The organism is Pseudomonas sp. URMO17WK12:I7, assembly GCF_003269045.1.
GTDB lineage: Bacteria > Pseudomonadota > Gammaproteobacteria > Pseudomonadales > Pseudomonadaceae > Aquipseudomonas > Aquipseudomonas putida_J.
On sequence record NZ_QLTL01000017.1, the window covers coordinates 8,580 to 28,745 of the forward strand.

The window sequence follows — 20,166 nt, forward strand, 5'->3', positions numbered from 1 at the left end:
TCGCGCGCCACTTGCCGGACGGCAACATCGAATACCTGGGTCGCAACGACGATCAGGTGAAAATCCGTGGCCTGCGCATCGAGCTGGGCGAGATCCAGGCCGGCCTGACCGCCATCGCAGGCATCAAGGAGGCGGTAGTGATCGCCCGCGATCAACGCCTGATCGCGTACTACACCGGCGAGCCGCAAGCCGTCGAGACCCTGCGCACGGCACTGCTGGCGCACCTGCCGGAGTTCATGGTGCCGGCGCAGTTCATGCACCTTGACGCCTTGCCGCTGAGCCCCAACGGCAAGCTCGACCGCAAGGCACTGCCGGCGCCCGACGCCATCCAGGATCGCCCCTACGAAGCGCCGCAGGGCGAAACCGAAACCCTGCTGGCCGGCATCTGGTGCGAGCTGCTGGGCGTCGAGCGCGTAGGGCGCCACGACAACTTCTTCGAACTGGGCGGCCATTCCCTGGCGGCGATTCGCCTGATCGACAAACTGGGCAAGGCCGGCCTTGCAGCCGCGATCAACGACGTGTTCCAGCAGCCCAGCGTAGCGGCGCTGGCCCGGCACCTGGATGCCAGCCGCAGCGGCCAGGCTCAAACGGTCGTTACCGTGCGAGCCAGCGGTTCGCAGGTGCCGTTGTTCCTCGTCCACGAATTCACCGGCCTGGATTTCTACTTCCCGGTGCTGGGCCAGCACCTGCCAGGTGACTTCCCTATTTACGGCCTGCCGGGCATCCCGTGCGGTGAGGCACAACCGCGCACGCTGGAGTGCCTGGCACGTTACCAGATCGCGCAGATGCGCAAGGTCCAGCCCCGCGGCCCTTATCGCCTGGCGGGCTGGTCGTTCGGTGGCGTGCTGGCCTTCGAGATTGCCAACCAACTGCGGGGTGTGGACGAAGTGGTCGAATTCCTGGGCCTGATCGACACCTACGTGCCACGCCTGGCCGATCAGGGCAAAGCCCGCTGGCAGGGCCCGCGCGCCTTGGAAAACCAGCTGCTACTCAACTGCAACAGCTTCTGGCGCACCCAAGGCGAGGCCGGGATCGCGCCGCTGAAACAACTGCAGCGGCTGGAGGCCCGCCAGGCTGACTTTGCCAGCCTGCTCGCCAGCTGTCGCGAACACCATCTGCTCTACGGCCTGTGGTCGAGCATGAGCAATGCGCAGTTGCACCATTACTTCCAGCGTGAACTGGCCCACGGTTACGCCATGGCCCATTACCGCCTGGCTGCACTGGATGTACCGGTGCATCTGTTCCGCGCCGAGCAGGGCAGCGACAGCCTGTCGAGCCTGGGCTGGCGCGAGACGTTGCCGACCCAGGCGCTGCTCGACATCGGTGTGCCCGGTGATCACCGCAGCATGATGCAGGCACCCCACGTTGCGGCGCTGGGCGAGGCAATGGTCCGGGTGCTCGGGCATCTGCCAGTGCCTGCCGAGCAGGCGGCCTATCAGCCATTGGTGGCAATTCAGAGCGGGCAACCAGGCCACGCGCCGGTGATCTGTGTGCCGGGTGCCGGCGATAGCGTCACCAGCTTCATCGGCCTGGCCGAGGCGCTGGGCCCGGACTGGCCGCTTTACGGCCTGCAAGCGCGGGGCCTGGATGGCAACCTGGTGCCGCACAGTAGCGTGGAGGCCGCCGCCGACTGCCACATGCAGGCCATTGAAGCGCTGTACCCGCAAGGGCCGCTCAACCTGGTCGGCCATTCGTTCGGCGGCTGGGTCGCGCATGCCATGGCTGCACGCTTGGAGGCCAAGGGGCGCCAAGTGCGTTCGCTGACCCTGATCGACAGCGAGGCGCCGGGTGTGAGTGGTTCATGTGGCCGGCCTTACACCTTCGGCGAGGCGTTGGAAAAACTGATCCATGCACTGCAGTTGTCCACCGGCAAAGCCTTGGGCATCGAGCTGCTGGCCTTCGCTGAGGCCAGTGATGACGAGCAATTACGCCAGTTGCACGCGGCCATGGTGCGCATCGGCCTGCTGCCGGCCCGTTCGGCGCCACGGGCACTGGAGGGCACGGTGCGGGCCTTTGCCGCGGCGCTGCGTACCCGCTACCAACCGAGCCTGAGCTACAGCGGGCCAGCCGGGCTGGTGCTGGTGGACGACCCGAGCCTGGACGCGCCCGGCAACGCCCGCGAGCAGGCGGTGATGCATGCCGGCTGGCAGGCGCTGATGCCGCAACTGGCGCTGTGGCAGGGGCCGGGCGACCACTTCAGCATCCTCAAGGTGCCCGATGTGTTCAGCCTCGCGGCCTGGTGGCACGACGGCCAGGCACTCCAGCATGGCAAGGTGACCCAGCAATAGAAAGCGCCTCGGGCCTTGTGGGAGCGGGTTTACCCGCGAATGCGTCTGTGGCTTTACCGACGCATTTGCGGGTTATCCCGCTGCCACAGGGTAAGAGACAAGCCGTTGATGACGTGTTTTGAAGGGAAGCGAGTGTTCATGGATAAGTCCAGATTCCGCAGGTTCAGCCTCGGCGCCGCCGTGGCCCTGGTCGCCGGCATCACCCTGTACGCCGTGCAGGCTCCGGCCAAGCCGCCGCAGTACATCATCGCCACGGTCGAACGCGGCGATATCGAGAACGCGGTGCTGGCCACCGGCATGCTCGAAGGCATCAAGCAGGTGGATGTGGGCGCGCAGGTGTCCGGGCAGTTGAAGTCACTCAAGGTCAAGCTGGGCGACAAGGTCAGCGAGGGCCAGTGGCTGGCCGAGATCGACCCGCTGGTGCTGCGCAATACCTTGCGCCAGGCCGAGGTCGATGAAGAAAAACTGCAGGCCGAAAAACGGTCGACCCAGGCCCAGCTCAGGCAGGCCAGGCGGGTGTACGAACGTTACCGCGAACTGCAGGCCGACGAGTCGGTGTCGCGGCAGGACTTCGAGAACGCCGAGTCGGAATACGAGGTGCAGCAGGCCGCCGTGCGCTCGCTCGACGCACAGATTCAGAGCGCTCGGGTCGAGATCGACACGGCCCGGGTCAACCTCGGCTACACCCGCATCAATGCGCCGATCACGGGCCATGTGGTGGGTATCGTCACCCAGGAAGGGCAGACCGTGATCGCCAACCAGCTGGCACCGATCCTGCTCAAGCTGGCCGATCTTGACACCATGACCGTCAAGGCGCAGGTGTCCGAGGCCGACGTGATCCACATCACCCCGGGGCAGGCGGTGTACTTCACCATTCTTGGCGAGGACAAACGCTACTACGCCACGCTGCGCGGCACCGAGCCTGCGCCGCAGAACTACGCGCAGAGCACCGACAAGAGCGACGGCAGTAGCGCCAAGCCCAAAGGCGCCGTGTTCTACAACGCGCTGTTCGAGGTGCCCAACCCCGATCACCGACTGCGTATTTCCATGACCGCCCAGGTGCACATCGTCCTCGATACCGCCACCGGGGTACTGACCGTGCCGGTGGCGGCGCTGGGCCTGCGCAACGCTGACGGCAGCTTCCCGGTGCGGGTGCTCGATGCCAAGGGGTTTGCCCAGGTGCGCGATGTGCAGACCGGCATCAACAACAACGTCAAGGTGCAGATCAAGGATGGCCTGACCGAAGGCGACCGGGTGGTGATCGGTGAGCCGGTATCTGGCGAAGCAGGGGCGTGAGCATGAACATGACTGTCGAGCTGACCCCGCACATGGCCGTCGCCAGCGGCCAGGGCGAGCCATTGCTGCGCCTGCAGGGTGTGACCCGCAGCTTCCTCGCCGGCGACCGCGAGTTCCTGGCACTCAAGGGCATCGACCTGCAGATCCGCAGCGGTGAACTGGTGGCGATCATCGGGGCTTCCGGCTCGGGGAAGTCGACGCTGATGAACATCCTCGGCTGCCTGGACAACGCCAGCAGTGGCAGCTACCAGGTCGGCGGCCAGGAAACCCGCGCATTGGACGACGATGCCTTGGCCGCACTGCGCCGCGACCACTTCGGGTTCATCTTCCAGCGCTACCACCTGCTGCCGCACCTGGATGCACTGCACAACGTCGAGATCCCGGCTGTTTATGCCGGGCTGCCCCAGGGCCAGCGCCACCAGCGGGCGCAGGAGCTACTGACCCGCCTGGGCCTTGCCGGGCACCTTGAGCACCGCCCAAGCCAGCTGTCCGGTGGCCAGCAGCAACGGGTCAGTATCTGCCGGGCGCTGATGAACGGTGGCCAGGTGATCCTCGCCGACGAACCGACCGGCGCCCTGGATACCGCCAGCGGCAAAGAAGTGATGAACATCCTGCTGGAACTGCATGCCGCTGGGCATACGGTGATCCTGGTGACCCACGACCCCAAGGTTGCGGCCCATGCCGAACGCATCATCGAAGTCAGTGACGGGCAGATCATCAGCGACCAGCACAACGCCCGTGAGGTATTGCCCACGCCCGTTGCCGAGCCAGCGCCCAAAGCGTATGCCACAGGGCGCCTGGTGGCCAGCCTGGGGATGTTCCGCGAAGCGTTCAAGATGGCCTGGATCGCGCTGATCTCGCACCGCATGCGCACCTTGCTGACCATGCTCGGGATCATCATCGGCATCACGTCGGTGGTGTCGATCTCGGCCATCGGTGAGGGCGCCAAGGGCTACGTGCTGAAGGACATCCAGGCGATCGGCAGCAATACCATCGACATCTATTCAGGCAGCAACTTCGGCGACAGCCGGGCCAAGACCATCGAAACCCTGCTGCCCGCCGACGTGGCGGCGCTGAACGCGCTGTACTACGTCGACAGCGCCACCCCCGTAATCGGCCAGAGCACCTTGGTGCGCTACCGCAACCTGGATGTCGATGTGCAGCTCAACGGCGTCAGCGAGCACTACTTCCAGGTGCGCAACATTCCATTGGCCGCCGGCATCGTGTTCAGCGCCGACGATGCCCGGCGCCAGGCCCAGGTGGTGGTGATCGACCACAACACCCGCAAGCGCCTGTTCGGCAGCAATGTCGACCCGTTGGGGCAGGTGATCCTGGTTGGCAACCTGCCGTGCACGGTGATCGGCGTGGCTGCCGAGAACAAGAACCTGTTCGTCGCCAGCAACCAGCTGAACATCTGGGTGCCCTACGAAACCGCTGCCGGCCGCGTGCTCGGCCAGCGCCACCTGGACAGCATCAGCGTGCGCATCAAGGACGGCGTGCCGAGCAAGCGCGTGGAAGAGGAAGTGACCAAGGTGATGCTGCAGCGCCATGGCACCAAGGACTTCTTCACCAACAACCTCGACAGCATCATGCAGACGGTGCAGAAGACCAGCCGCTCGCTGACCTTGCTGCTGTCGCTGATCGCGGTGATCTCGCTGGTGGTGGGCGGTATCGGGGTGATGAACATCATGCTGGTGTCGGTGACCGAGCGTACCCGGGAGATCGGCATTCGCATGGCGGTGGGGGCGCGGCAGTCGGACATTCGCCAGCAGTTTCTGGTAGAGGCGGTGATGGTCTGCCTGTTTGGCGGGGTGGTCGGGATCGGGTTGTCGTATGGAATAGGCTATCTGTTCGAGCTGTTCGTGAAACAGTGGGAAATGGTGTTTTCGCCGGCATCGATCGTGATGGCTTTTGCCTGTTCGACCTTGATTGGCGTGGTGTTCGGGTTTGTGCCGGCGAGGAATGCGGCGCGGCTCGACCCGATCGAGGCCCTGGCAAGGGATTGAGGGTTGCCTGTGCCGGCCCCTTCGCGGGTGGACCCGCTCCCATCAGGATTGTGCTGCACCTGTGGGAGTGGGCTTGCCCGCGAAGGGGCCGGTACAGGAAAAGAGGATTCAGGCCTCAGCGTACATCCAGCGCATCAACGAATGCCGCCCGCTGATCCCCAGCTTGATCGCCGCCCGGCGCAAGTAGCTCTCCACGGTATTCACCTTCAGTGCCAACCGCTCGGCCTGCTCTGGCGCGGTGTGCCCGGCCAGCAGCCCAAGGCACACCTGGCACTCACGCTGCGACAGCTTCAGCCCCGACTGGCCGATACGCTCCAGGAAACGCGCTTCGAGGCTTTCCGGTGCACTGCGTTCGGCGGTGGGCTGCAAAGCATCGATGTGTTTTTCCAGCATCGGCAGCAGCAGTGGCGAGATGTCATCCAGGCGGCTGCGTTCGTGGGCAGAAAAGCCGTAGGTCGAGCCCGAGCGCAGCACCTGGATCTCATAGCGCGACTCGCCCTTGCGGCGGATCAGGTGCAGGCGTGACGGGTCGCTGAAGGCCCCTTCAGGGCAGGGGGCCGACGAGAACACGGTCTCATTGATCAGGGGCGAATCGTCGCTGCGTTCAGCCACCACAGGCAACTGGCGAATCTGCATGGCGTCGATGCTCAGGTGAGCCTGGATCAGGTCGTGCAGCATGCGCGGGAATTGTCGGCTGCCGGTGCTGGCAATGACTTTGCCGATCTGCGGATAGAGCAAGTGCGAATTCATTGTGTCATCCATGAGGTCCATTGGTGCAAATCCCGCTTGGCTGCCGGCCAGCATCCTGGGCCTGCCAAGGGAGGTGCTTGGTATCCTAGTACAACGATTGAGTGACCGTTAAATGAAGCGGCGATAATGGCAGAATAATGGCATCCATTTGTGGGCGTCTACTGCCACGCGGGTTGTCGGGTATGATGCAGCCCCGACATTTTCCCACGAGGCCTGCCCCCATGTCCCTGAGCGCTGAACAGATCGGCGAATTCCAAGCCTTTGCCGAACAGCTGGCCGATGCCGCTGCGCTGGCGATCCAGCCGTATTTCCGTGCCAGCCTGGAGGTCGAGGACAAGGGCGGGCGCCTGTACGACCCGGTGACCGTGGCCGACAAGGCGGCCGAGGATGCCATGCGTGAACTGATTCAGGCGCGCTACCCGGAGCACGGCATTCTCGGTGAGGAGGCTGGCGTGGCGGTGGGCAGCAGCCCGCTGACCTGGGTGCTCGACCCGATCGATGGCACCCGTGCCTTCATCACCGGCTTGCCGCTGTGGGGCACGCTGATCGCCCTGAATGACGGCACCCGCCCGGTAGTGGGCGTGATGAACCAGCCATTCACCGGCGAGCGTTTCGTTGGCACCCCGGCAGGCGCCTGGCGCAGTGGCACGCCGCTGAAAACCCGTGCCTGCACCGACCTGGCTGCGGCCACGCTGATGTGCACCACGCCGGACATGTTCGACACCCCCGCGCGCAAGGCGGCATTCGAAACCGTGGCCGGCAAGGCGCGGCTGATGCGCTATGGCGGTGATTGCTACGCCTACTGCATGTTGGCTTCGGGTTTTGTCGACGTGATCGTCGAAGCGAGCCTGCAGCCGTATGACGTGCAGGCGCTGATGCCGATCATCGAAGGGGCGGGCGGGGTGATCACCGCCTGGGATGGCAGCAGCGCGCAGAATGGCGGGTGTGTGGTGGCCTGTGGTGACCCGGCGCTTCATGCGCAGGTGGTGGAGATGCTGCGCCACGCCCTGTGAATGATGGGGCGCCTGAACTGGCCCCTTCGCGGGCAAGTCCGCTCCCACAGGAACTGCACTGCCTTCAAGGGCAGTGATACTCCTGTGGGAGCGGGCTTGCCCGCGAAGAGGCCAGTTCAGGTTAACACCGCACTTTTTCCGAATTCCGGGTTCTATGCTTGGCCAGGCTGCACCGACTCCCAGTGCGGCCGCCGAATACGATCCCGGTGCCGATGGTTGCAAGCAACTCCCGATTCTTCCCAAGCCTGCTGCTGGCAGGCGCCCTGATTGGCCTGGCCGGCTGCAGCCAGCAGCAAGGCCACGACATTGTCAGCCAGTTCGGCAACGGCAAGCCCAGCGAGCTGTTCCAGACCAGTGTCGACCGCATGGCCACGCTGGCCATGCGCGACAACTTGCAGAGCCTGTATCTGCTGATGAACAAGCTGTACCTGCGTAACCCCAACCAGTGGAAGATGTCCGGTTTCCTGGACGCCGCCACAGCCGAGCGGCAGATCCGCATCGCCATCGAGCAGCGTCAGCCCTTGCCGCAACTGGGCAACCGTCGCGACCTGGCCGCCCTGAGCTATGCCCTGAGCCCGGAGTTTCGCGGCGACCGGGTCGGTGCCTTTATCTACGCCATCGGCAGCATGCTGATCACCGCGCACGGCGGGCGTACAGAGTTCTACATGACCGATACCATCGACCCGCTGTTCGTCAACAACGCGGCGCGCAATATCGAGAAGGCGACCTGGATGCTCAGCCAGCGCCAGGATGCCAACGGGGTGTTGCTGCTGTTTTCCAACGAGATCTCGGAGGAGGGTAGCAACCTGAGTTTCGCCGTGGAGTTCGGCAAGATCGTGGCGCGGCTGGATTTGCTGGCTGAGTTGCTGGATGAGCGGTATCGGCGGATTGGGCTGAATTATGCGCAGAGTTTGCTGTTGATGAACTTCCTGCCTGTGCAGTAATGGCCTGCTCCGGGTTGGAGCAGGTGATTGCAAGCGCCTGAATGCCGAGGAATGGATCAGGCGAGCATAATCACGCTGCCATTCATCCCGGATATCAGTAGGCGTTTGCCGGGTTCGAAAATGCGTTGCTGCCAATGATCTTCCGTGAGATTTCCTGCTCTAGGATATAAGAAGGCATAGTGCCATTAAGGGGTGGCGGGAGCTATAAAAGCGATGTTGTCAATCTGGCCTAGAGCAGCCTCTCTATAGCTTGACGGTATCGTTGCCCAGCGAGGCTCATGCTGTTGTTGTGGCTGGCACCCGGGACCAGCAGCAGGGTCTTGGGCTGCTGCGCGGCATCGAACAGCGCCTGGCTGAAGCGGGGTGGCACGAAGCGGTCATCCAGGCCGTGCACCAGCAGCACGGGCAGGCCGACATCCTTGATCTTGTCCAGCGAATCGAACTTCTGGGACATCAACCAGTGCACTGGCAGTGACGTATTGGCAACCGCCGCCGCCGCATCGCCCAGTGATGTGAAGGTCGACTCCAGTATCAGGCCACGGGCCGGTGCTGTGCTGCCAGCTTGCTGTGCCTGGCGGGCCAGCTCGGTGGCCAGCTCGACAGCCACGGCGCCGCCGAGCGAATGGCCGAAGATCAGGCGCTTGCCGGCATCAGGCTGCAACTGCACGAAGCGCTCCCAGGCGATACGCGCATCCTCGTAGACCGTGGCTTCGGACGGCAGGTCGCCGCGGCTCTGGCCGAAGCCGCGATAGTCCACGGCCAGCACCGAATAGCCCATGGCATGCAGTTGCTCGATGCGAAACAGCTGGCCGGTAAGATTCCAGCGCACACCGTGCAGATAGAGGATGGCCGGCGCATTGGCGCGTTTGGCGGGCCACCACCAGGCATGCAGGCTCTGCTGGTCGGTGAAGCTGCGCGGGCGCAGGTCCAGTTCCTGCACCTCGCTGGGCAAGCCGTGGAACCAGCTGGCCTGGCCAGGTTCGATGCGAAACACCAGCTCGCGTTCCTTGTGCTGCAGCACCGCGCAGCCAGCGGGCAGGCCGATGACCATCAGGGTGGCGTACAGCCAGGTCAACCAGCGCCGGCACAGGTGAGTGAGGAGGAGGGTAGGCATGTTGGGTTTTTAACAGATGCGATGGGCTTGATGTCAGAAAAGTTACCGAGCGGCGCTATGGCTTGGTTGCAAGCTGTTTCTGGAGGTTCTGTGCTCTTCGGTCGGGTCTCTTCGCGGGTGTGGGAGCTGGTTTACCCGCGAAAGGGCCCTTACCGCTAGATGGTCAGGCGTTGCGCAGCTGCTCCAGCCACGGCTGAAACTCTTCCAGCAACCACTCGCGCAAACGCCCGCAGCTGGAGTCGTGCTCTTTTCCTCGTTGAAGGCGAGGAAATGGAAAGTGTCCTTGCGCACCAGCGCCTGCTCGACCGGCCGTACCAGCAAACCTTTGCAGTTGTTGCAGCACACCAGCAAGTCGCTGACCGAGGTGGCGGTGGCCAGCGGGTTTATCAGTTTTCCGCACTTCTATCGGCGTTTTCGCGAGCTGTTTGCCATCGCACCGCGCCAGTTCCGGGCGCGCAGCCAGGGCTGGGCGGGGCGGCAGGAAGTGGCTGTGCACTGATTGAAGCTGGGATGGCGCTGCGTTTTTGTGGGAGCGGCCTTGTGTCGCGAACGGGCGGCAGAGCAGCCCCAAAAATTCGGAAGCAAGGCTGAAATCCTGGGGCTGCTCCGCAGCCCTTTCGCGACGAACCCACCGGCTTAGCGCAATGTCCGATTATCGCGCACTTCTGATCTGCCCACTGTCCGCTATCCGCCCACCCAATCCGAACATCTCATTGCCCAACCCCCGCCTTTTGCTTAGTGTTCACCTGTACGCCATTGGTCAGCTGCCCTCAGAAACCTGACTTCGGCTCGATAGAATGACCGTGAACGACCGCAATCACAGGCCTGCAGGGCCAGTAGGGCGCGGCGGCCAGAACAATAACGATACCGAGTGCCTTGCCTATGGAAAGCCGCCTGCTGAGCGAGCGCAGTAGCGTGTTCCATCACGCCGACCCTTATGCGGTGTCCGACTACGTCAACCAGCACGTCGGCCAGCACTGCATCGGCCTGGCGCGCACCACCCACCCGCAGGCCAGCCTCAGCCACCGCAAGTTCGCCGAACTCGACCTGTGCCGCATCAGCTACGGCGGCAGCGTGCGGGTTACCTCGCCGGCGCTGGAATCCATCTATCACCTGCAAGTGCTGCTCAACGGCAACTGCCTGTGGCGCGGGCACCAGCGCGAGCACCACTTGGTGCCGGGCGAGCTGTTGCTGATCAACCCGGACGACCCGGTCGACCTGACCTATTCCGAAGACTGCGAGAAATTCATCCTCAAGGTGCCGACCCGGCTGCTCGACACCATCTGCGACGAGCAGCGCTGGCAACGGCCGGATGGCGGCGTGCGGTTCCTGCGCAACCACTACCGGCTGGAAGAGCTCGATGGCTTCGTCAACCTGCTGGCCATGGTCTGCCATGAGGCCGAGGTCAGTGATTCGCTGCCGCGGGTGCAGGGGCACTACAGCCAGATCGTCGCCAGCAAGCTGATAACCCTGATGAGTACCAATATCCGACGGGAGAGCCTGGGTACGGCCGGGGCGAGCCTGGAGCGGATCCTCGACTACATCGAACGCAACCTCAAACTGGAGCTGCCAGCCGAAGTGCTGGCAGAGCAGGCTTGCATGAGCTTGCGTTCGTTGTATGCGCTGTTCGACCGGCAGCTCGGCACCACGCCGAAACAGTACGTGCGCCAGCGCAAGCTGGAACGGGTGCATGCGTGCCTGAGTGATGCCAGCTGCGCGGTGCGCAGCGTGACCGAGCTGGCCATGGATTACGGCTTCCTGCACCTCGGGCGGTTCTCCGAAGTGTATCGCCAGCGGTTTGGCGAGCTGCCCTCGGAAACCCTCAGGCAGCGCCACTGGAGCTGACGCCCCCTTATAGGTGCGGCCTTGCGTCGCGAAAGGGCCGCGCAGCGGCCCCAGGAACTCAGCGTCAAGGCGAAGATTGAAGGGGCCGCTGCGCGGCCCTTTCGCGACGCAAGGCCGCTCCTACAAGGGGTAGTGCTTGAGTTCGCGTGCAATCAGCATGCGCTGGATCTCGCTCGACCCCTCGTAGATTTGCGTGATACGCGCATCGCGGTAGTAACGCTCGACCGGGTAGTCCTCCAGGTAGCCATAACCGCCGTGCACCTGGATCGCCATCGAGCAGACCCGCTCGGCCATTTCCGAAGCGAACAGCTTGGCCTGGGACGCTTCCGACAAGCACGGCTTGCCCGCACTGCGCAGCCGCGCAGCATGCAGGATCAACAAGCGCGCAGCGTTCACCTGCACCTGCATGTCCGCCAGCAGGTTGGCGATGCTCTGGTGCTCGTTGATCGGCTTGCCGAACTGGATGCGATCCCGTGAATACACCAGCGCCGCCTCGAACGCGGCGCGGGCGATGCCCAAGGCCTGGGCGGCGATGCCGATGCGGCCGCCTTCGAGGTTGGACAGGGCGATGGCCAGGCCCTTGCCGCGCTCACCGAGGATGTTGGCTGCTGGAATACGGCAGTTGTCGAAGGTCACCGCGCAGGTATCGGAGGCGCGGATACCCATCTTGTGTTCGCTGCGGTCGACCTTGAAGCCTGGGTTGTCGGTGGGCACCAGGAATGCTGAAAGGCCTTTCTTGCCCAGCTCCGGGTCGGTGACGGCGAAGACGATGGCCAAGCCGGCGCGGCGGGCATTGCTGACGAACTGCTTGGCCCCATTGATCACCCATTCGCCATTGACCAGCTCGGCGCGGGTGCGCAGGTTGTGCGCTTCCGAGCCTGCCTGGGGCTCGGTCAGGCAGAAGCAGCCGATCACCTCGCCAGTGGCCAGGCGCGGCAGCCAGGCCTGCTGCTGTTCAGGGGTGCCGTAGGCGAGCAAGGGGCCGCAGCCCACCGAATTGTGGATGCTCATCATCGCGCCGGTGGCGCCGCAACCGGCAGCGATTTCCTCGACTGCCAGGGCGTAGGCCACGTAGTCGGTATAGCTGCCGCCAAACGCCTCGGGCACGACCATGCCGAGCAGGCCGAGCTCGCCCATCTTGCGCACCACGCCATCGTCGATCCAGCCGGCCTTTTCCCAGGCTTGCGCATGCGGGGCGATTTCGCCGCGGGCGAAATCCCGGGCCATGTCGCGGATCATGATCTGCTCCTCGCTCAGTTCCAGGTCTTGCATCTGTGTACTCCCGGGCTCACAGGCCTTCGAAGAATTGGTCGACCCGCTGGCGTGACAGCCCGGCCAGGGTTGACGGGTTCCAGCGCGGCTGCTTGTCCTTGTCGATGATCAGGGCGCGCACGCCCTCGATGATGTCGCCGTACTGGAACCACTGGCGGTCGATGTGCAGCTCCATGGCGAAGCAGTCTTCCAGCGTCAGGTGACGGCCGCGGCGCAGCATCTCCAGGGTAACCGCCATGGCCAGCGGCGAGCGGTTTTCCAGCTGGTCGGCGGTGGCTACCGCCCAGGGGTGGCTGTCGCCGATGCTGACAGCGCGTAATTGCTCGATGATTGCCCCAAGGTCGGGTTGGGCGAAGAAGTGGTCGATGACCGGGCGCAGCTTTTCCAGTGGTGCGTCGTCCAGCACCTGGCTGCCAAGCTTGGCCAGCAGGTTCTGCAGGTCCTTGAGCGGGTGGTCGCCGAAGCGCAGCTGGTCGAGGCCTTCATCAAGGGCAGCGAGCTGGTCGCTTGGCAGGTACCAGTCGGCCAGCCCGCAGTACAGGGCGTCGGCGGCCTGGATCTGGGTGCCGCTGACGCCCAGGTAGGTGCCCAGTTCGCCCGGGATGCGCGACAGGAAATAGCTACCGCCGACGTCCGGGAAGTAGCCGATGCCGACCTCGGGCATGCCCAGCCTGCTGCGTTCGGTGACGATGCGCAGGTCGCAGCCCTGGGCCAGGCCCATGCCGCCGCCGAGGGTGAAACCGTCCATCAGCACCAGCACCGGCTTGCGGTAGCGGTGGATGACCAGGTCCAGGGCATATTCCTCGACAAAGAAGTCTTCGTGCAGGGTTTCGCCGGCCTTGTAACTATCGTGCAGCGAGCGGATATCGCCGCCGGCGCAGAAGCCCTTGGGGCCTTCGCCGCGCAGCACTACGGCTTGCACCTGCGGGTCTTCGGCCCATTGGTCGAAGTGCAGGCGCAGGTTGCGCACCATGTCCAGGGTCAGGGCGTTGAGGCCGCCAGGGCGGTTGAGGGTGAGGTGGCCAATCTGGTTGCGGACCTCGGCCAGTACATGAGCCGTTGCCGAGGTATGAGCGTGCGCGGTCATCGCGTTCTCCCTGCTTTGTTATTGATTTTCCAAGTGAAATCTGGAGTGCGCTGGAGGATCGCTGGATCCTGGCATGCGAATTTACCTTGCACAATCGACAATTCTGCAGGGGCATCGTGCGTTTTTGCCTTGAGCCTTTCAGCGCTTGTGAAATCGAGCGCCGCCCGCGCGGCGCATCGCGGATAAATCCGCTCCTACATTTGTTGCAACGTACTGAACATGTTACGCCATGGTCGCTAGCCCTGGCCCATGACTTGACCCTTACAAACTGCTGACAACCATGGCTACACAGGCATGGCCACGTTGCAACAGATGTAGGAGCGGATTTATCCGCGATGCGCCGCGCGGGCGGCGCTCGATCTCGAACCCCCTGAAAAACCATCGCCATGCACCACTAACGGCAAACCATTACTCCAAGCGTAACGAACAGCCCCCCAGCTTGATTGATCCCCCCATCCTGCTCGCCCTAATGTGCCCCCACGACAGCGAACCCGTGGAGTCACCCAATGACCATAACGAAGAATCCACCGCCGCAATGGTCCAGGCGACGCGCCGAGAAGCAGCGCCGCCTGGACCGCGTCCGTCACCTGGCCGACGGAGTGGTGCTGCCCACCGAACGGATCGTCGAAGCCCTGGAACTGCTGATTGCCCCTGGCGACCGCGTGGTGCTCGAAGGCAACAACCAGAAGCAGGCCGACTTCCTCTCGCGCTCGCTGGCCAAGGCCGACCCCGAGCGCCTGCACGACCTGCACATGATCATGCCCAGCGTCAGCCGCGCCGAGCACCTGGACCTGTTCGAACGCGGCATCGCCCGCAAGCTCGACTTCTCGTTTGCCGGCCCGCAAAGCCTGCGTATCGGCCAACTGCTGGAAGACGGCCTGCTCGAAGTCGGCGCCATCCACACTTACATCGAGTTGTACTCGCGGCTGCTGGTCGACCTGATCCCCAATGTCACGCTGGTCGCCGGCTTCATGGCCGACCGTGATGGCAACCTGTACACCGGCCCCAGCACCGAAGACACCCCGGCGCTGGTCGAGCCTGCCGCCTTCAGCGACGGCCTGGTGATCGCCCAGGTCAACCAGCTGGTTGACCGCGTCGACGACCTGCCGCGGGTGGACATTCCGGCGTCCTGGGTCGACTTCGTGGTGGTCGCCGACCAGCCGTTCTACATCGAACCGCTGTTCACCCGTGACCCGCGCCACATCAAACCCGTGCATGTGCTGATGGCGATGATGGCGATCCGCGGCATCTACGAGAAACACCAGGTGCAGTCGCTGAACCACGGCATCGGTTTCAACACTGCCGCCATCGAGCTGATCCTGCCGACCTATGGTGAGTCGCTGGGCCTCAAAGGCAAGATCTGCCGCAACTGGACCCTCAACCCGCACCCGACCCTGATCCCGGCCATCGAGACCGGCTGGGTCCAGAGCGTGCATTGCTTTGGCACCGAGCTGGGCATGGAAGACTACATTGCCCAGCGCCCGGACGTGTTCTTCACGGGCCGCGACGGTTCGCTGCGCTCCAACCGCATGATGTGCCAGCTGGCCGGGCAGTACGCGGTCGACCTGTTCATCGGCGCCACCTTGCAGGTTGATGGCGACGGCCATTCCTCGACCGTCACCCGCGGCCGCCTGGCCGGCTTTGGCGGGGCACCGAACATGGGCCACGACCCGCGTGGCCGGCGCCACGCGACCCCGGCCTGGCTCGACATGACCGTGCCCGAGACCCTGCTCGAACGTGGCCGCAAGCTGGTGGTGCAGATGGTCGAAACCTATCAGGAAGGCGGCAAACCTACCTTCGTCGAAACCCTCGACGCTGTGGACGTGGCAAAGAAAGCCGGCATGCCCCTGGCGCCGGTGATGATCTATGGCGACGACGTCACCCACCTGCTCACTGAAGAAGGCATCGCCTACCTGTACAAGGCGCGCAGCCTGCAAGAGCGCCAGCAGATGATCGCTGCCGTGGCGGGTGTCACGGCCATCGGCCTGCGGCACGACCCCAAGGACACCCTGCGCATGCGCCAGCAAGGCCTGATCGCCTTGCCCGAAGACCTCGGCATTCGCCGCACCGATGCCAACCGCGAGCTGCTTGCCGCGCGCAGCATCGCCGACCTGGTCGAGTGGTCCGGCGGCCTCTACAACCCGCCCGCACGGTTCAGGAGTTGGTAAATGATGGCTTACGCAACCCCTGTAGGAGCGGCTTCAGCCGCGAAGAGGCCAGCCCGGCAAACCCAGCTCTCCCTGGCTGAGCGCCTGGCCGATCTGGCAACCGAAGCCCTGATCGACGAAGCTGACCTGTCTCCCAAACCTGGCTTGGTCGACCGCCGCAGCAGCGGTGCCCACCCCGACATGACGCTGGCCCTGATGCACGCCTCGGCGTTGGCCTTGTGGCCCTGCCTGCGGCAAATGGCCGAGGCTGCGCAGAACCACGGCCAGATCGGCCAGCCCCTGCGCATTGAGTTGGGCCGCATTGGCCGCGAAGGCGAAGCCGCCATGCTTGCCACAACAGGTGGCATCAACACCCACCGCGGCGCCATATGGGCGCTTGGCCTGCTGGTGGCTGCTCAAGCGCTGGATCCACAGGCCGAGCCCATGACCGTGGCGGCGCGTGCCGGTCGTATTGCCCTGATCGACGACCCAGCGGCGCCCCAGCAACCCAGCCACGGCAGTGAAATGCGCCAGCGCTATGGTGCCAGCGGTGCCCGCGAACAAGCCCAGCAAGGTTTCCCCGCGGTGCTCGAACACGGCCTGCCGCAACTGCGCCGCAGCCGCGTCAACGGTGCCGGCGAAAGCCAGGCTCGGCTGGACGCCTTGTTGGCGATCATGGCCGCGCTCAGCGACACCTGCGTGCTCTGGCGCGCCGGCCCGCAAGGCCTGCAAACCCTGCAAGCGGGCGCCCGTGCGGTGCTCGATGCTGGTGGCTGCGCCACCTTGGACGGCCGCCGCCAGTTACGCCAGCTGGATACGCAACTGCTGCAACTGAACGCCTCACCGGGCGGCGCTGCCGATCTGCTGGCCGCCTGCCTGTTCCTCGACAAAGCCGGGAGCCTGTGAAATGGAAACCCTGAACTTTCAATTCCCCGCCGCCGAGCCTGGCCGTGGCCGCACCTTGGTCGGCTGCGTCAGCTCCGGCGACCTGGAAGTGCTGATCGAGCCCGGCAGCGCCGGCCGTCTGGACATCCAGGTGGTCACCTCGGTAAACGGCAGCAGCGCACGCTGGCAGCAGTTGTTCCAACGCCTGTTCGATGGCCGCACGCTACCTGCCGTGAAGATCGACATCCACGACTTCGGCGCCACCCCCGGGGTCGTGCGCCTGCGCCTGGAGCAAGGTTTGGAGGAGATTGCCCATGACTGACACCGCCCGCCTGCTGCAAAGCCGCAGCTTCGTCGAACTCGGCGCCCGCCAGCGTGCCCGCGCCTTGCTCGACGCTGGCAGCTTCCGCGAACTGCTCGGCCCGTTCGACCGCCTGATGTCGCCGTGGCTGCCGCGTCAAGGCATCGTGCCCCAGGCCGATGACGGCGTGGTCATCGCCAAGGGCCTGCTGAATGGCCGCCATACCGTAATCGCCGCCATCGAAGGCGCGTTCCAGGGTGGCAGCATGGGTGAAGTGGGCGGTGCCAAGATCGCCGGTGCCCTGGAACTGGCCATCGAGGACAACCGCAACGGTCTCCCCACCTGCGCGGTGCTGCTGCTGGAAACCGGTGGTGTGCGCCTGCAAGAGGCCAATCTTGGCCTGGCGGCTATTGCCGAAATCCAGGCAGCGATCGTCGAGCTTTGCGCTTATCAACCGGTGATCGGCCTGATCGCAGGCTCGGTCGGCTGCTTTGGCGGCATGTCCATCGCGGCCGGGCTGTGCAGCCACTTGCTGGTCACCCGCGAAGCACGCCTGGGCCTCAATGGCCCGCAAGTGATCGAGCAGGAGGCCGGTATCGCCGAGTACGACGCCAAGGACCGCCCGTTCATCTGGAGCCTTACCGGTGGCGAACAACGCTACGCCAGCGGCCTGGTGGATGCCTATGTGGCGGACGACGTCGACAGCATCCGCGAGCAATTGCTGCAACTGCTGGCCACGCCACCCTCCAACCGCGCCGGCCGCCATGCCTGGTTCCTGGAGCGCCTGGCCAGCCTGGGCGCCGATTGCCCGCAACTGGACGCCGCCGCCGTGCGTGCACTCTATCAAGGAGAAGCTCAATGAACCGTGCCTTGAACTGGCTGCCGGGCCTGGCCGGTGGCGAACCACTGGCGGGCTATCCTGCCTCGCTGCAGGTGGTCGATGGCGAACTGGATAACCGCCTGGCACGTTTCATTGCCGTGGTACCGGACGCGCACAACCCGTTCCCACGGGCACGCACTGGCGAAGTCGGCCTGCTTGAAGGCTGGGGCCTGGCCAAGGCCGTGAGCGATGCGCTCGCGCTGGACCGCGAAGGCGAGAAGCGGGCCATCGTCGCGATCATCGATGTGCCGAGCCAGGCTTACGGCCGCCGTGAAGAAGCCCTGGGTATCCACCAGGCACTGGCCGGCGCCGTGCAGGCCTACGCTCAGGCACGGCTGGCAGGGCACCCGGTGATCGGCCTGTTGGTCGGCAAAGCCATGTCCGGCGCCTTCCTGGCCCACGGCTACCAGGCGCAGCGGCTGATCGCCCTGGATGACAGCGGGGTGATGGTACATGCCATGGGCAAGGCGGCGGCCGCGCGCATTACCCTGCGCAGTGTCGAACAGCTGGAGGCGCTGGCCGCCGAGGTGCCGCCGATGGCCTATGACCTCGCCAGCTATGCGTCACTGGGTTTGCTGTGGCGGCGCCTGCAGGTCGAGAGCGCCGACGCGCCAAGTGCCGCCGATATCGCACAGGTACGCGCCTGCCTGGCCGAGGCTGTACGTGATATTGGCCATTCGACTGACCTGAAATCGCGGCTGGACGGTAAAAACCGCAGTGCCTCCCATGACGTACGTGCCCGCTTGCGCAGCCAGTGGCAGGAGGCTTGAGATGAGCTTGCCGCAGCCACATGACCTGCTCTGGGGCATGCCGCTGGCCGACTTGCCTGCCGATGCGCCTGCCTGGGCCGTGCAGGCTCTGGCCGCCGGGCAGCCGGTGGTGGTACGGCGTGCCGAATGCGCCTGTGGCTGGGTGGCAGTGGGCGTGCGGGGGCAGGGGCGGGAACAGCGCCTGGGTGCGCTGATGCGCTTGAGCGATGTGCAGCGGCAACTGCGCCCAGAGGCACTGCGCTGGGCGGGTGAAAGCCCCTGGCCAGCCATGCAGGCGCTGGCCTCGGTGACGCCCGTGCTCGATGCCTGCGGGCTGGCCTGGGGGCCGACGGGAGGTGTGGCTTACCAGTTGGCCACCGGCTGCACTGTCGTGCATGGCGCCAGTGACCTCGACCTGCTGGTGCGCACGCCACAATTCATGACGCGGGCCAAGGCAAAGGAGCTGCTGGACATCCTCGATTGCGGCCCGTGCCGGATCGATGTGCAACTGGAAACGGCTGCAGGTGCCGTGGCCCTGCGTGAGTGGGCGGGGGGGGCGCGCCGGGTCCTGCTCAAATCAGCCCATGGCGCACGCCTGGTAGCGGAACCGTGGCACGCGCTGGAGTGTGCAGCGTGAGCAGTCTGTTCGCCTTCCCAGGCCAGGGCGCGCAACAGCCAGGCCTGTTGCAGCGCCTGCCTGAGGGTGCCTCGCTGCTGCTGGAAGAGGCCAGTGATGTGCTGGGCGAGCAGGTATTGGCGCTGGACAGCACTCAGGCGTTGCAATCGACCCGTGCCGTGCAGCTCTGCCTACTGCTGGCCGGGGTGGCTTGGGCACGCTGGCTGCTGCAGCGCAGCCCGGCACCGGAGTATGTTGCCGGGTTGTCGATCGGTGCTTATCCCGCCGCCGTGACGGCCGGCGCCCTGGCGTTCGCTGATGCAGTGCGGCTGGTGGCGCTGCGTGGCGAGCTGATGCAGCGTGCCTATCCGCAGGGCTACGGCATGACCGCCCTCAGCGGCCTTGACGTGAGCAGTGTCGAACACTTGCTGGCTGAAGTGGGCGGTGAGGTGTATTTGGCCAACCTCAACAGCGACAACCAGATCGTCATCGCCGGCAGCGATACGGCCATGGCCGAAGTCGCCGCCAGGGCTCGCGCTCGCGGCCAGGGCGTTGCCAGGCGCCTGGCGGTAAGCGTGCCATCCCACTGCACGTTGCTCGACGGCCCGGCCCGCGAACTGGCGGCTGCCTTTGCCGGTGTCGAGCTGCGCCGCCCACGCATTACCTACCTCAGTGGCAGCAGTGCGCGGCCGATATTCGACCCACAACGCCTGCGCGAAGACCTGGCCGGCAACATGGCGCGGCTGGTCGACTGGCGTGCTACGTTGCGCAACGCCTATGAACGCGGCGTGCGTCTGCACCTGGAAATGCCGCCGGGCAGCGTGCTCAGCGGCCTGGCCCGTCCCGTGTTCGAACAGGGCAGGGTGCTGGCCCTCGAAGCCACCCGCTGGGACACCGTCGACGCACTGTTGCGTCAGGAGGTGGCCGACAACCGATGACGGCGCTGCAACTCGAAGAACAACAACAAGCAACT

At 64.9% G+C, this 20,166-nt stretch carries 18 protein-coding genes; 14 read left to right on the forward strand and 4 right to left on the reverse strand.

The window, feature by feature from the left end:
- The 3 genes from H040_RS21815 to H040_RS21825 all read left to right on the forward strand — a co-directional run.
- Positions 1-2,288 (forward strand): non-ribosomal peptide synthetase (locus tag H040_RS21815; RefSeq protein WP_158541497.1); only part of this gene is annotated, 2,288 nt, incomplete at its 5' end.
- A gap of 138 nt (positions 2,289-2,426) precedes the next feature.
- Positions 2,427-3,584: a macrolide transporter subunit MacA gene (macA, locus tag H040_RS21820; protein WP_027919287.1), complete on the forward strand. Its 1,158-nt coding sequence runs from the start codon at positions 2,427-2,429 to the stop codon at positions 3,582-3,584.
- Between the two features lie 2 nt (positions 3,585-3,586).
- Positions 3,587-5,590 (forward strand): MacB family efflux pump subunit, encoded by a 2,004-nt coding sequence (locus H040_RS21825; protein ID WP_027919288.1) that lies wholly within the window; start codon positions 3,587-3,589, stop codon positions 5,588-5,590.
- 108 nt (positions 5,591-5,698) lie between these two features.
- Here H040_RS21825 and H040_RS21830 read toward each other — a convergent pair whose 3' ends face one another.
- On the reverse strand, positions 5,699-6,340 hold the full coding sequence (locus tag H040_RS21830; protein ID WP_027919289.1) for a helix-turn-helix domain-containing protein: 642 nt from the start codon (positions 6,338-6,340) through the stop codon (positions 5,699-5,701).
- A gap of 221 nt (positions 6,341-6,561) precedes the next feature.
- On the opposite strand from H040_RS21830, the gene hisN reads away from it, so the two are divergent.
- On the forward strand, positions 6,562-7,353 hold the full coding sequence (gene hisN, locus H040_RS21835) for a histidinol-phosphatase (RefSeq protein WP_027919290.1): 792 nt from the start codon (positions 6,562-6,564) through the stop codon (positions 7,351-7,353).
- Positions 7,354-7,565: 212 nt separating this feature from the next.
- Positions 7,566-8,297 carry a hypothetical protein gene (locus tag H040_RS21845; protein WP_027919291.1) on the forward strand — a complete coding sequence of 244 codons (732 nt, stop codon included), beginning with the start codon at positions 7,566-7,568 and terminating at the stop codon, positions 8,295-8,297.
- A gap of 229 nt (positions 8,298-8,526) precedes the next feature.
- On the opposite strand, the gene H040_RS21850 is transcribed toward H040_RS21845, so the two are convergent.
- The gene (locus H040_RS21850) at positions 8,527-9,411 is read right to left on the reverse strand and encodes an alpha/beta hydrolase (protein ID WP_027919292.1); all 885 of its coding nucleotides are present in this window, start codon (positions 9,409-9,411) and stop codon (positions 8,527-8,529) included.
- A 277-nt stretch (positions 9,412-9,688) separates the two neighbouring features.
- Here H040_RS21850 and H040_RS21860 point away from each other — a divergent pair, with 277 nt between their 5' ends.
- Positions 9,689-9,910: a helix-turn-helix domain-containing protein gene (locus H040_RS21860; protein ID WP_256208080.1), complete on the forward strand. Its 222-nt coding sequence runs from the start codon at positions 9,689-9,691 to the stop codon at positions 9,908-9,910.
- 383 nt (positions 9,911-10,293) lie between these two features.
- A complete protein-coding gene (locus tag H040_RS21865; protein WP_027919294.1) occupies positions 10,294-11,256 on the forward strand; it encodes an AraC family transcriptional regulator in 963 nt (320 codons plus the stop codon).
- 120 nt (positions 11,257-11,376) lie between these two features.
- On the opposite strand, the gene H040_RS21870 is transcribed toward H040_RS21865, so the two are convergent.
- Together H040_RS21870 and H040_RS21875 are read right to left on the reverse strand one after the other, a co-directional pair.
- A complete protein-coding gene (locus H040_RS21870) occupies positions 11,377-12,528 on the reverse strand; it encodes an acyl-CoA dehydrogenase family protein (RefSeq protein ID WP_027919295.1) in 1,152 nt (383 codons plus the stop codon).
- Between the two features lie 16 nt (positions 12,529-12,544).
- On the reverse strand, positions 12,545-13,615 hold the full coding sequence (locus H040_RS21875) for an enoyl-CoA hydratase/isomerase family protein (RefSeq protein WP_027919296.1): 1,071 nt from the start codon (positions 13,613-13,615) through the stop codon (positions 12,545-12,547).
- 506 nt (positions 13,616-14,121) lie between these two features.
- On the opposite strand from H040_RS21875, the gene mdcA reads away from it, so the two are divergent.
- The 7 genes from mdcA to mdcH are packed head-to-tail and all read left to right on the forward strand — an operon-like array spanning position 14,122 to position 20,131.
- Positions 14,122-15,783 carry a malonate decarboxylase subunit alpha gene (mdcA, locus tag H040_RS21880; protein ID WP_027919297.1) on the forward strand — a complete coding sequence of 554 codons (1,662 nt, stop codon included), beginning with the start codon at positions 14,122-14,124 and terminating at the stop codon, positions 15,781-15,783.
- Positions 15,784-16,668, forward strand: a complete 885-nt coding sequence (locus H040_RS21885; protein WP_027919298.1) for a triphosphoribosyl-dephospho-CoA synthase — start codon at positions 15,784-15,786, stop codon at positions 16,666-16,668. It begins immediately after the preceding gene.
- A gap of 1 nt (position 16,669) precedes the next feature.
- Positions 16,670-16,969: a malonate decarboxylase subunit delta gene (locus H040_RS21890; protein ID WP_027919299.1), complete on the forward strand. Its 300-nt coding sequence runs from the start codon at positions 16,670-16,672 to the stop codon at positions 16,967-16,969.
- The gene (locus H040_RS21895) at positions 16,962-17,810 is read left to right on the forward strand and encodes a biotin-independent malonate decarboxylase subunit beta (protein WP_027919300.1); all 849 of its coding nucleotides are present in this window, start codon (positions 16,962-16,964) and stop codon (positions 17,808-17,810) included. The genes H040_RS21890 and H040_RS21895 overlap by 8 nt, the downstream gene beginning before the upstream one ends.
- Positions 17,807-18,598: a biotin-independent malonate decarboxylase subunit gamma gene (mdcE, locus tag H040_RS21900; protein WP_027919301.1), complete on the forward strand. Its 792-nt coding sequence runs from the start codon at positions 17,807-17,809 to the stop codon at positions 18,596-18,598. The genes H040_RS21895 and mdcE overlap by 4 nt, the downstream gene beginning before the upstream one ends.
- A 1-nt stretch (position 18,599) precedes the next feature.
- Positions 18,600-19,214, forward strand: a complete 615-nt coding sequence (locus tag H040_RS21905) for a malonate decarboxylase holo-ACP synthase (RefSeq protein WP_027919302.1) — start codon at positions 18,600-18,602, stop codon at positions 19,212-19,214.
- Positions 19,211-20,131: a malonate decarboxylase subunit epsilon gene (gene mdcH, locus H040_RS21910; RefSeq protein WP_027919303.1), complete on the forward strand. Its 921-nt coding sequence runs from the start codon at positions 19,211-19,213 to the stop codon at positions 20,129-20,131. Before H040_RS21905 ends, mdcH begins: the two co-directional genes overlap by 4 nt.
- Positions 20,132-20,166 lie beyond the last annotated feature (35 nt).